The 12,910-nt window shown below is 49.7% G+C and carries 9 protein-coding genes and 1 other annotated feature; of the genes, 6 read left to right on the forward strand and 3 right to left on the reverse strand.

Annotated features, from left to right (window positions below; all coding sequences use genetic code 11):
* Positions 1-93: 93 nt before the first annotated feature.
* The 3 genes from A7K91_RS19345 to A7K91_RS19355 form a co-directional block, all read right to left on the reverse strand.
* Positions 94-1,479 carry a mandelate racemase/muconate lactonizing enzyme family protein gene (locus A7K91_RS19345; protein WP_068685801.1) on the reverse strand — a complete coding sequence of 462 codons (1,386 nt, stop codon included), beginning with the start codon at positions 1,477-1,479 and terminating at the stop codon, positions 94-96.
* Positions 1,480-1,515: 36 nt separating this feature from the next.
* Positions 1,516-2,304: an SDR family NAD(P)-dependent oxidoreductase gene (locus A7K91_RS19350; RefSeq protein WP_068685803.1), complete on the reverse strand. Its 789-nt coding sequence runs from the start codon at positions 2,302-2,304 to the stop codon at positions 1,516-1,518.
* 124 nt (positions 2,305-2,428) lie between these two features.
* On the reverse strand, positions 2,429-3,220 hold the full coding sequence (locus tag A7K91_RS19355) for an SDR family NAD(P)-dependent oxidoreductase (protein ID WP_068685805.1): 792 nt from the start codon (positions 3,218-3,220) through the stop codon (positions 2,429-2,431).
* A gap of 464 nt (positions 3,221-3,684) precedes the next feature.
* Here A7K91_RS19355 and A7K91_RS19360 point away from each other — a divergent pair, with 464 nt between their 5' ends.
* The 6 genes from A7K91_RS19360 (at position 3,685) to A7K91_RS19385 (ending at position 12,899) form a co-directional block, all read left to right on the forward strand.
* Entirely contained in the window at positions 3,685-6,126 is a 2,442-nt protein-coding gene (locus A7K91_RS19360; protein WP_068685807.1) for a sensor domain-containing protein, read from the forward strand.
* A gap of 117 nt (positions 6,127-6,243) precedes the next feature.
* Positions 6,244-7,032, forward strand: a complete 789-nt coding sequence (locus A7K91_RS19365; RefSeq protein ID WP_068685808.1) for an SGNH/GDSL hydrolase family protein — start codon at positions 6,244-6,246, stop codon at positions 7,030-7,032.
* Positions 7,029-7,943: an ABC transporter ATP-binding protein gene (locus A7K91_RS19370; RefSeq protein ID WP_068685811.1), complete on the forward strand. Its 915-nt coding sequence runs from the start codon at positions 7,029-7,031 to the stop codon at positions 7,941-7,943. The genes A7K91_RS19365 and A7K91_RS19370 overlap by 4 nt, the downstream gene beginning before the upstream one ends.
* Complete coding sequence (locus A7K91_RS19375) at positions 7,936-8,907, forward strand: ABC transporter permease (protein WP_068685813.1); 972 nt, start codon at positions 7,936-7,938, stop codon at positions 8,905-8,907. Before A7K91_RS19370 ends, A7K91_RS19375 begins: the two co-directional genes overlap by 8 nt.
* Before the next feature lie 175 nt (positions 8,908-9,082).
* The gene (locus A7K91_RS19380) at positions 9,083-10,810 is read left to right on the forward strand and encodes an ABC transporter ATP-binding protein (protein WP_068685890.1); all 1,728 of its coding nucleotides are present in this window, start codon (positions 9,083-9,085) and stop codon (positions 10,808-10,810) included.
* 73 nt (positions 10,811-10,883) lie between these two features.
* Positions 10,884-11,135 (forward strand) — a binding site (T-box leader).
* A 60-nt stretch (positions 11,136-11,195) separates the two neighbouring features.
* Positions 11,196-12,899 carry a glutamine--tRNA ligase/YqeY domain fusion protein gene (locus A7K91_RS19385; protein ID WP_068685815.1) on the forward strand — a complete coding sequence of 568 codons (1,704 nt, stop codon included), beginning with the start codon at positions 11,196-11,198 and terminating at the stop codon, positions 12,897-12,899.
* Positions 12,900-12,910 lie beyond the last annotated feature (11 nt).

Genomic DNA, 12,910 nt, shown 5'->3' on the forward strand with positions numbered 1-12,910 from the left:
GAAACAAAAAAAGGCGGTGCAAGGGTGTAATCCCTGCTCCGCCATTTCCGTATTTTGTGGCTGAATCGCGCCATTAGTAAACTAAATTGCCTGTTAACTCCAAAGTCTGTCGTTAGTATTAAAGTGGTTCCACTCATCGGTTGCTTCCCATACGCCAGGCACTTTGGGATGCAGATGCTGAGCCAATACTTCGTCATTCAAATCCTCGATGCCAAGTCCAGGCGCATCGCTTAATGTAATGAAGCCATTCTGGACAAGCTTTCCGGATTCCTTGCGAATGATAATGTCATCCCACCAAGGCACCTCGCAGGAATGGTACTCCAGGGCAAGGAAGTTTTCCGTGGCCGCAGCAATATGAGCCGCCGCAAGGCAGGCAATGGGGCTTTCCGCCATATGGATTGCCATGGCAACGCCATGATCCTGCGCCATGTCGCCGATTTTTTTCGTTTCCAGAATGCCGCCGCTTGTTAATACGTCAGGATGGATGATGGAAACGCCGCCTGCCTCCAGCAGCGGCCGGAAGTTTTCTTTCAAATAGATATCCTCGCCTGTACATACAGGCGTTGTTACAGAGCGCGCCAGCTTGGCATATTGCTCTGTATATTGCCAAGGCAGCATATCCTCCATCCAGGCAAGATTGTATTTGTCGATCCGGCGGCCAAGCTTGATGCAGTCCTCCAGCCCGATATGTCCAAAATGGTCGATGGCAAGCGGAACCTCATAGCCAATTACGTCACGAACCTCCGCCACGTATTGCTCCAGCATGTCCAGTCCCTTTTCGGTCACATGGATGGCGGTAAAGGGATGGGCGATATTGTACATATCATAATGCTTGTTGCGGAGCTTGCGCAGCTCATTTTCCGGCGTTCCGTTTTTTAGTCCTTGATAGTAGCCTCGCGAAGCGCCTCTCATTTCCTCCAGAAAGCCGAGCGGCGCGCTTAACGTGCCGGGCTCATCTATAATCTGGCCGATGCCCAGATCCATTTTCAGAAACGTAAAGCCTTGCTCCATCCGAACCTTCAGCGCCTCGCCCATCGCGGTCCCGGTATCCTTGCCATCAACGTCCGTATCGCAATACATTCTGATTTTATCGCGGAACTTGCCGCCTAACATCTGATAAATCGGAATACCGTAAGCTTTGCCGGCAATATCCCAGAGTGCAATTTCCAGACCGCTGACGCCGCCGCCTTGACGGGCATGTCCGCCAAATTGTTTAATCCGGCGGAACAGCTTGTCAACGTTGCATGGATTTTCGCCCAACAGACGGCTTTTAAGCATTTGAGCATAAATTTTGTCGGCACCGTCCCGCACCTCGCCAAAGCCGGTAATGCCCTGGTTCGTATACACCTTGATCAGGCTGCTGTGAAAAGGGCCGCCGTTGATATCCGTAAAACGGATGTCCGTTATTACCAAATCCGATGGACTGGAATGAGTACGGACATTAGCTAAAGTTTCCTCGAACGTTTGGTGACTGGTCATTGCTTTTTCACTCCCGGTTTTTCATATTGTCGGCCTCTACATTAACATGCTGGCTCCGTCCAGCCGAATGGCGGACCCGGATAAAAATTCGTTTTCATCATCGACAAGAAAGCAGACCAGCTTGGCTACGTCAGTCGGCATGCCGACCCGTCCCAGCGGAAACCGGGTTGTTATCGGCGGAGGGGCGTCCTTCAGAAGCTTGGCGCGTTCGTTGTCCGGTATGATCGCCCGAGATTCACGCGCGCTTTGCCGGCCGACATTGATCTGGCCTGGTTCAATCACATTGACCATAATGCCGTATTTTGCAAATTCGATAGCGCTTTCTCTTGCCAGCATACGAATGGCCCCTTTGGTCATCGTATACACTGCGTCAAAGTCCGTGGGGCGTTTGCTATGAACCGACGACATAATGATAATGCGGCCATTGCCGCTTTCCTTTAAGAGGGGCAATGCGGCCTGCATACATTGCCAATACCCCTTGACGTTAGTAGCCATAAGCCGGTCAAAGCTATTTTCGTCATAATCAAAAAAATCATAGTTTAGTTGAAGCGCCGCATTGTTGACGAGAATATCCAGCCCGCCAAGCTGCTCCGCCGTTTTTTTTACCATGGTCTCAATCTGCTCCATGTTTGACACATCGGCCTGAACAATGCAGCTTTCTCCGCCGAATTCCGAGATTTGCCGCTGTGTTTCCAACGCGCCGGCATCGCTCCGATTATAGTGGATGGCGACCTTGACGCCTCTCCTGGCCAATTCAACCGCAACGCATTGGCCAATTCCGGTACCGGCCCCCGTCACCAATGCCCGTTTTCCTGAAATCCCCATTCCATGCCTCCTTTTCCCCTATTTTTGAGACGAAATAAGTTGAAAAAATGAATTTCAGCGAAGAGGGCCGCCTCTGACCTACACGCTTGTTTCTATTTTCAACTTCACTTGTTTCTTTACGTTGTTAAGGGGCCGGCTTTGGTTTTTTCATTTTAAAATTCATATAGTGCAGCAGAAAACCGCCGTCAAAAGCAATATCCGCGCCGTTTAAATACCGGGCTTCATCGGAAGCCAGAAACAAAGCCAGCTCCGCCAAGTCGTTCCCGTCTCCAAGCACGGCGTTTGGCACCTTGTATCTGTAGTCGTTGTAGAGTGTGGAAAAATCGCTGCGGAACAGCTCGTCATCCCCTTCAAAGGGGCCGACTTTCACCGTGTTGACGCTTATGCCATGCCGGCCAAGCGCAAGCGCAGCTTCCTTGGCGAGCATGCCGACCGCCCCTTTGGCAGCGCTGTAGGCAAAGGCGGAGCCGGTTGGCTTATCCGCATGAATAGAGGAGATGTAGATGATTTTGCCTTGTTCTCTTTCCCTCATGCTTCGCCCTGCCGCTTGCGTGCTGATAAAGGCTGTTTTGGCATTGGCATCAAGGCTTTCCCAAAAGGCCTCCTCTGTGCAAGCCTCAACCGATGACCGGACTACCGTGTTGTTATTATGAATCAATACGCTAAGAGGTCCCAGAGCCGCCTCGGCTTCAGCCAGCATAGTTTCTGTTTCACTTCGCTTCAACAGCGTGCAATTGACAGTTGCATAAGCCAGGCCTTCCCGATCCAGCAGCGCCAGCTCCTCTTGAATAGCTGCTCCGCCGGAAGCGCTGTTCAGCAAAAAGCGTGCGCCCTCCCGGGCAAAACGCGTAATGATGCTTCGCCCCGTCTCGCTGTCCGCCTCCGTTATCCATACTACTTTGTCCCGAAGTCCCATAGATCCCCTCCATCCGTTAGACATAGCTTTATTCACAGATGTACAGTTTTATCTTAGCGCTAGGCTAAGTAACATGGCGATGCTGTAAAGTTATGATTTTGTTTGTTTTTTTGGGCTCAAACCAGAAATCAGTCTGGGAACAACTGCGATCGGAAGAACTTTTCACACGCCGGCCTACACCGCTGAAACTCTTTTGTTCAACTTATATAGCAATCTAGGTCGTGTCTGAAAACCCGCTTGAGGTCATCTTGCACCGCCTTTTCGCCCCCTTCTGCGTCAGTATTGCTTGACTTACCCCCGGTAAGCCTGCACAAAACTTCCTTGTAGGGAACGAAAATTCGGCACAACCTGTTCCTCTCGGAGTATTCAGACACGCCCTAAAAAAATGTAAGACCTGAGTTAGGGTACATGCTATAATGAGAATGAGGTCTTGAGACCTATTGCGCAGGATGAGGTGGACAAGGATGCGGGGCCTATTAACAGAAATGAAAAATATCCGATTTGCAATTTCTGCTTTGGAGGAATCCTCCATTGTAGTTATTTTGGATAATAACGGATTTTTCATTGATGCAAATTCTAATTTTTTCCTAACATCCAAATTAAAACGTAATGATATAATCGGACAGCCGTTTTATCTCCCGCACTCCCGTGGGAATACGGAGTCCGTTTTTCATCATATTTGCAACGAGATTAAAGACGGCAAAGTCTGGAGGGGCGAGACTAGGCATTCTGCTGGCGATGGCGGTGAGTATTGGCTTCGCAGCACAGTTATTCCGGTTGGAGATAGTACTGAAGACCCCGGCCGGCTGGTCGTGGTTTCTACTGAAATTACAAACAGCAAGGCGGCTGAAATGGCAAGCTCCAGACAGATACAGGAGATGCAGTATATCCGCAAGGCGTTGGACGAGTCCTCCATTGTTGCCATTACGGACCAGCGGGGCATTATAACATCGGTGAACCGCAAATTTTGTGAAATTTCCCAATACAGTCCTGATGAATTAATCGGCGGGACGCATCGCAAGATTAGTTCCAGCTTCCATTCCAAAGCCTTTTTCAAGGAGATGTGGCGAACCATCCGAAGCGGGCGGATCTGGCGAGGCGAGGTCAAAAACCGGGCAAAGGATGGCAGCGATTATTGGATGCATACAACGATAGTACCCTTTATGAATGAGTCGGGAAAGCCCTATCAGTTTATTTCAATCCGTACAGACATTACGCAACGCGTGCAAGCGGAGACAGCCTTAACCGATGCCTTGAGGAATGATTTTCGCCGAACGGTTCAACACATGCAAAATGGCGTGTTCAAAATGGTGTCTACAAGAGCAGGCGAGCTTCAGTTTGTTTTTTGCGAAGGAAAGCTTGCGAGGCAGCTTAATTTGACGACGGAGCAGGTTTACGGGAAACGGCCTCATGATTTATTCGACATTGAAACCGCAGATAAATTGACCGCTCATTGTCATCGCGCGTTCGCCGGCGAATCGGTTAATGTCGAAATTGAAAACGATGAGGCTTTTTATTATTGTTCACTGTCGCCCATTATTGAAGGCGGGAGAGTTGTGGAAGTAGTTGGCTCCATGGTGGACATAACCGAGAGGAAAAAGGCAGAGGAGCAGATACGTTATCTGGCGCATTACGATTCCTTGACGAATTTGCCAAACCGGACCTTGTTCTACCAGGAGCTGTCGGAGGTTCTGCAGAAGGCCAAGGTGGACAAGGAACGAATCGGCATCATGTTTGTAGATCTGGATCGCTTTAAAAATATTAACGATACCTTCGGACATTCAACCGGAGATGCGTTGCTGCAGGCAGTCGCCCGCCGCTTGGCGTCTTGCCTGCGCCCCGGAGATTCCGTCTCCAGACTGGGGGGCGATGAATTCGCCATCTTTATGCCGGGCATCAATCGCAGAGGCGTGGCAAATATCGCTCACGAAATTATAGTAAAGGTTTCGGAATCCGTCATGCTTGGCCATCTGGAGGCGTACATAACGCCAAGCATCGGCATATGCATGTACCCCGATGACGGCAGCGACGTAGAATCGCTGCTGAAAAGCGCCGATGCGGCAATGTATCTGGCCAAGGACAAGGGGAAAAGCAATTTTCAATTTTATACAAAAGGCTTGAGCTATTCCGTCGCCTACAAGGTCAAGCTGGAAAGCGATTTGCGTAAGGCGTTGGAGCAGGAGCAATTTACTCTGCATTACCAGCCGCAAATGAATATATTAACCGGACAGCTTGTCGGAATGGAGGCTTTGATCCGCTGGCAGCATCCCGAGCTTGGCACGATCAGCCCCGAACAATTTATTCCTATCGCGGAGGAAACGGGATTGATTGTCCGCATTGGGGAATGGGTGTTTCAAACGGCTTGCCGTCAAGCTATGGAGTGGCAGAGGGCCGGACACAGCGACTTGTCGATGGCGGTTAACCTATCGCTTCGCCAATTCATGCAGAGCAATCTGGTGCAAATGCTCACCGATATTTTGCAATCGACTGGGCTTTCGGCCAAGCATCTGCAGCTTGAAATATCGGAAAGCATGGCGATGGATGCCAATCATACTTTGCGGACGCTGAACGGCATTAAGGGATTAGGCGTTAATGTCAGTATGGACGACTTTGGAACAGGCTACAGCTCGCTAAGCTACCTGAGCCAGTTCCCGATCGACAAGCTCAAGATTGACCAGTCCTTTCTCAGCAACGGCAGCCCGCGCAACAAAGCCATTGTGAAAACCATTATTGACATGGCCAATAATCTGGAAATCGCTGTTATGGCTGAAGGTGTGGAGTCGCAAAGCCATGTTGATTTTTTGAAGGGCTTGACCTGTCATGAAGCGCAAGGTTATTACTTCAGCGAACCTCTGGCCACGGTGGAGGCCGAGGCGTTTATCCAGCGTTACAAAAAAGTAATGTAAGCTCCAATGTCCCGAGGCTTTGATGATGCCTTGGGACTTTTGTATATGGGGGGCGTTTTGCATTACAATTAGTAGGGTCAGGCTATGTCTTCATGAAAGGGAACAGGGGGAGCGGATTTGAACAAAAAAAGTGTAAATATCGTCATTATGCTGTCGGCTGCGGCATGTCTACTTTGTCTGACGGGATTGGGCTGGCTGCTATGGGGACAAGCTCGCGGAGTGGGTGAGGCACTCCAGCCTGCCACGTCTGCTGAAGGCGCTGCAAAAACAGAGGGATTGTCCATCGTTGCGCTTGGAGACTCATTAACCAGAGGGACCGGGGATAGCGAAGGCAAGGGATATGTCGGTTATTTGGGAGATTGGCTCAAGTCCCGCTACCCGGAGCTGACAGTCAGCAACTTAGGCGTTAAAGGGTACACGGCGCCGCAGCTCGCAGAGCTGCTTGAACAGCCCGAAGTACGGAGACAGATTGGCGGAGCGGATTATATATTGCTTACTATCGGAGGCAATGATTTATTTCAGGGCGGGCAAGCCTTGCTTCAGCTGGAGGAAGGCATTGAAGCTGGCTCAGGTGAAGGCTTTATCTCCAGCTTAAAGGGCATTTTGAAGGAGATTCGGTCACTTAATGCCGAAGGGGAAATTATGCTGATGGGATTGTACAATCCGTTTCAGGATTTTGGCGAAAGCAATCTGGCCTCCAGTGTTGTGATGTCCTGGAACCAGAAGGTATGGGAGACCGCTTCGGCATATTCCGGCATCATTGTTGTGCCGACCTTTGATTTATTTCAGCAGCATGGTTCCGATTATTTGTTCAGCGATGGTTTTCATCCCAATGACAAGGGCTATCAGGCGATTGCAAAGCGTTACTTGTCGTTGATGGTGCCGGAAGGGGGACTGGCGTCATGAGCGCAGAGGTAACCTTGAAAATATCAGGCCTTAAAAAAACGATCCGGGGCAAGTCTATTATTAAAGGATTGGATCTGGAGCTGAAAGAAGGAGAAGTGTTTGGTTTTTTGGGTCCAAACGGTTCGGGAAAAACAACGACGATCAGGATGCTGGTCGGCTTGATCAAACCAACCTCCGGCGTTATCGAAATTTGCGGCCGTAATGTTGCGACGGAGTTTGCCCAGGCGATGAAGCATATCGGCTGCATTGTGGAAAATCCGGAAATGTATCCTTATTTGAGCGGCTGGGATAATTTGCGCTATTTCGCCGCGATGCTTCCCGATGTGGATGAAAAGCGGATTGCAAAGGTTGTTGATATGGTCGCTATGCAAGAGCGTATCCACGACAAGGTCAGTACCTATTCTTTAGGCATGCGGCAGCGTCTCGGCATCGCGCAGGCGTTGCTTGGCAGCCCGAAAGTGCTCATATTGGACGAGCCCACCAATGGTCTTGATCCGCTGGGCATACGGGAAATGCGGGCCTTTATCCGGCAATTGGCGGAGCAGGAGGGACTGACTGTTTTTGTATCCAGCCATCTCCTGCATGAAATTCAATTGATGTGCGATCGGGTAGCCATCATTTCCCGAGGCGAAATCGTGCAGGTCGATACGGTCTACGGCTTGCTTTCCCGGCAGGAGCGTTTGATTTGGAGATTAACGCCGCATGAAGCGGGCAAAGCGATTTTGCAAGAAAACACAACTATTCTTGCGGAGGGCGAAGGCACAATTACGACAGCGTACCTTGAAAATGAAATTGGAGAGTGGAACAAACGTCTGGTTGAGGGCGGCATCAGCGTTCTGGAAATGAATCGCAGATTGCCTGCGCTGGAAGACCTGTTTCTGGAATTGACGGGCGGTGGTCACGATGTATAGTTTGATCTCCAATGAAATGACCAAGCTGATCGGCCGCCGCAAATTTATAATGGTAGGTCTGATCATTGCCGTCCTGCTGTGCCTGTTTGCTTATGCGCAAACGAAGCAATCGGAAAGCATTCGGGAGAGGATTGGCACAAGCGACTGGCGTCAGGAGCTCCAGCAGCAAATTATTGATGGACAAAACCGGTTGAGCAATGCCGGCCCATGGCGGGAGCAACTGCAAATCAGGCTGCAGCAGATGCAATATTATCTGGATCATGACATTAATCCGTCGCAGCCGGGAGCGCCTACCTTTATCCGGGGGTTCCTGGAAAATTCGACAGAGCTTTTCCTTCCGCTTCTGATCATGATGGTGGCAGCGGATATGGTCTCCTCCGAAAGAAGTTTGGGAACGATCAAGCTGCTGCTGACCCGGCCGGTCAGCCGATTCCGCGTGCTGCTCAGCAAATATTTGACGCTGGTGCTGTCCGTATCCATGATTATGCTCATTTATGGCTTTTTGACGTTTGCAATATCCGCCATAATGTTTGGCAACGACGGATGGACGGCGCCTGTTCTGACTGGCTTTTCCTCTCAAGGCGGAGAGCTTGATATCAGCGCGGTGCGCCTTATTCCGCAATGGCAATACATTCTTCATGAATTTGGGCTTGCCTGGTACGTATCGCTAGTAATAGGCACGCTTTCGTTTATGCTGTCGGTGCTCATCCGAAGCACGGCCGCAGGCATGGGGGTTATGATTGCTTGCCTGATTTCGGGCGCCATTCTGAGCAATATGGTGTCCTCATGGGAATCGGCCAAATATTTGTTTATGGTCAATCTGGGCGTTATCGGTTATCTGGAGGGCTCCTCTCCTCCGGTGGAGGGAATGACCTTATCCTTTTCATTGCTTGTTTTGCTGGTTTGGGCGATTGCAGGACTTATTACAGCCTTTGCCGTATTTATGAAAAAGGATGTGTATTAAGTAGTCGAAATAGATAACTTTAGCCCCTGCGGCATCTCTTGCGAGATATTGCAGGGGCTTGTTTTTTGTGCGGCTGGAAACAAATTTGGAGTAACCGTTTACTAAAACCGGATTTCAGTATATGATTGAGAATGATAATCATAACTATTTTGGTGGAGGGAGCTTTACGTTGAATATTTTATACCGCTTTTATGCCTACTATCGTCCCTACAAGGGGCTGTTTCTGCTGGATTTTGGCAGTGCTATACTGGCAGCGCTGCTGGAGCTGATGTTTCCGCTGGCACTGAATTTCGTTATCGACGATTTTTTGCCGGATAAGCAGTGGAATTGGATTTTGTATGCCTGTCTGGCTTTGCTGGGCATTTATGTACTCAGTTCTTTTCTGCATTATGTGGTTACCTATTACGGTCACATGCTTGGCATCAATATTGAAACCGATATGCGCAAAAAGCTTTTTGACCGCATACAGAAGCTGTCATTCCGCTTTTTTGACAATAATAAGACGGGGCATCTGGTATCCAGAATGACCAATGACGTGATGGACATGGGCGAGGTTGCGCATCACGCTCCCGAGGATTTGTTTATTGCAATTATGACCTTGCTGGGAACCTTTGGCATCATGCTCAGCATCAACTGGAAGCTGGCGGTGCTGACGTTTATTATCGTACCGATCATGATTTGGGTCTCGCTTTATTTTTCACGCAAAATGAATGCGGCCTTCTCCAAAATGTTCAGCGATATCGCAGACTATAATGCCCGCGTCGAAAATAATGTAAGCGGCATGCGCGTTGTTCAAGCTTTCGCCAACGAGGATCATGAAATCCAGCGTTTTGCCGAAAATAACGAGCGTTTCCGCACAACAAAGCTGATCACCTACAAGGTAATGGCCTGGCATTCGTCCATCAGCTTTATTATGACTAAATTTGTTTCGCTGTTCGTTATTGTTTGCGGCTCGTGGTTTGTTTTGAGAGGAGATATGAGCTATGGCGGCTTTGTTGCTTTCGTCATGCTGTCCAACGTATTTTTTGGCCCCATCAGAACGATTAATTCCATGATTGAAACGATTCCCAAGGGCTTGGCCGGCTTCAAGCGTTATCTGGAGCTGCTGGATATGGAGCCGGATGTGCAGGAGGACAAAAATGCAGTAAAAGCAGGGCCGTTCAAGGGCAACATTCAATACCGCAATGTCAGCTTTGGGTATGAAGAGGACAAAAGCATTCTGAGTGGTCTAAACCTGACCATTTCCGCAGGTCAAACCGTTGCGTTGGTTGGCCCGTCCGGCGGCGGTAAATCAACGATTTGCAGCTTGCTGCCGCGCTTCTATGATCCCGTTGAGGGGCAAATTACAATTGACGGCATGGATGTGCGGCACATGACGCTGCGCAGCTTGCGCGAGCAAATCGGCATTGTACAGCAGGATGTATTCCTGTTTGATGGCACAATACGAGAAAATATTGAATATGGCAAGCTTGGCTCTACGGAAAGCGAGATTTGGGAGGCGGCGGAACGGGCTCAGCTCGGCGATTTGATTCGTTCCATGCCGGAAGGGCTCGACACCTTGATCGGCGAACGCGGCGTTAAGCTGTCGGGAGGTCAGAAGCAGCGCTTGTCTATCGCCCGTATTTTCTTGAAAAACCCGCCTATACTCATTTTGGATGAAGCTACCTCGGCTCTGGATACGGAAACCGAAGCCGCTATTCAGCTTGCGCTTGCCGAATTGTCCAAAGGCAGAACAACGCTGGTTATTGCGCACCGCCTCGCGACGATTCGCAATGCTGACCGCATTCTCGTCATTTCGGATCAAAGCGTGGCGGAGGAAGGCACGCATGACAGCTTGCTCCAGAAAAATGGCATATACAGCAGATTGCATGATGGACCTGGACCTGTTGTTGCAGGCGTATAAAAGCTTTTGCTTTATTGGCATTGTAATAGCCGTTTACAATATGGGGAATATTCTGATAATATAGAGTGCATATTGAAACGCGATGATGAGAAGAGTAAGGCGGAATGTTTTTGAACAGAGAGCTCCGGATGCTGAAAAGGAGTCAAAAGCCGCTGCCTGAAGCAAGCCTCTGAGCAGCGTGCCGGAACCGCAAGCGCGGGGGTGGCATGCCGGGAGCTCCCGATACAGAGCCAGTACAGGCTTAGCAGCAAATGCCGTACTTGATGAGATCAATATGGCGACATATTGGTAAAGCCGGGGTGGCACCACGAAACTCGTCCCCAAGACTACGGTCTTGGGGGCGGGTTTTTTTGTGCGTCGTATTTTACTTTTGGGAGGAGAAGCAATGACTGTGAACAAAGAAGCCGATATCGAGGCAAGCAATGATCATTTTATTTACAAGCTGATTAAAGATGAGCTCCAAAACAATCCTTTTGAACGAAGTATGTGTACCAGATTTCCGCCAGAGCCCAATGGTTATTTGCATATCGGAAGCGCTTATGCCATCCATACCAACTATGCTATCGCCCGGCAGTTTGACGGAAGGTTTCATTTGCGGCTGGACGATACCAACCCGCTGAAGGAGGATATGGAGTACGTCAACGCCATTATCGAGGATATCAAATGGCTTGGTTATGATCCTGTCGAGCATATCTATTTTGGCTCGGACTATTCCGCTGACATATACGGGGCCGCTGTAGACTTAATCAAAAAGGGCAAGGCTTATGTATGTGATTTGACCCCCGAGGAAATGGCCGAATATCGCGGAACTTTAACCTCGCCAGGGAAGAACAGCCCTTATAGAGACCGGACTCCGGATGAAAATCTGGCGCTTTTTGAAGCGATGAAGCAAGGAAGGTTTCCTGGCGGAGCCAAAGTTCTGCGGGCGAAAATAGATATGGCCTCGCCAAACCCCATTATGCGAGATCCGGTCATTTATCGGATTATTCATGCTTCGCATTATCGAACAGGGAATGAATGGTGTATATATCCGATGTATGATTTTGCCCATCCGATCCAGGATGCCATTGAAGGGATTACGTATTCGTTATGCTCCATTGAGTTTAAAAGCCACCGGCCGCTATATGAATGGGTGTTGTCGGAGCTGGCCTGTCCGCAACCGCCGAGACAGAGGGAATTTGGGCGTCTGAATATTACGGGAGTTATCACAAGCAAGCGTTTTTTGAGGCCGATGGTGGAGGAGGGACATGTTGACGGGTGGGATGATCCAAGGCTTCCGACGCTCAGAGGCTTGAGGAGAAGAGGCTTTACGCCGGAGAGCATTATCGGGTTCATTGAAGCGGTTGGCAACATTCGAACGGAAAGCACGGTAGATATTTCGCTTCTGGATCATTGTCTCAGACAGAACCTGAAAGACAAAACGTCAAGCATAATGGCCGTATTAAACCCGCTGAAGGTTATCATCACCAATTACCCCGAGGGGCAGGAGGAATGGCTGACCGTCGAAAATAATAGCGAAAACGATAGCATGGGAAGCAGGGAGGTTCCTTTTTCAAAAACGCTTTTTATTGAAAGGGACGATTTTATGGAGCATCCGGTTAAAGGCTTTCATCGGCTGGCGCCGGGAAGCGAGGTCAGGCTTAAAGGCGCTTATTTTATCAGGTGCGAGGAAATCGTGAAGGACCCGGCTACAGGCGAGGTGACGGAGCTGCGCTGCACCTATGATCCGCTTACGAAAAGCGGCACGGGCTTTAACGCCCGCAAGGTGAAGGGTACGATTCATTGGGTTTCGGGCAGCCATGCCATCAACGCTGAGGTGAGGCTTTTTGACAAGCTGCTGCTTGAGGAACCGGGAGCCGCAGCGGACGGCGAAGAGTGGAGAAGCAGAATAAATCCGGCTTCGAAAACCATCATCCGTGATGTATTAATTGAGCCTTATGCAAAGGGGACGGCTCCGGGCCAAAGCTTTCAGTTTATTCGCCATGGCTACTTTTGCGTCGATTTAAAGAACAGCACTATTGAAAACCCGGTTTATAACCGGATTGTGCCATTGAAGGATAGCTGGGGGAAAAAGGCGAATGTGCAATAGCTGCGAAAAAT

This window comes from Paenibacillus oryzae, from assembly GCF_001675045.1.
Classification (GTDB): domain Bacteria; phylum Bacillota; class Bacilli; order Paenibacillales; family Paenibacillaceae; genus Pristimantibacillus; species Pristimantibacillus oryzae.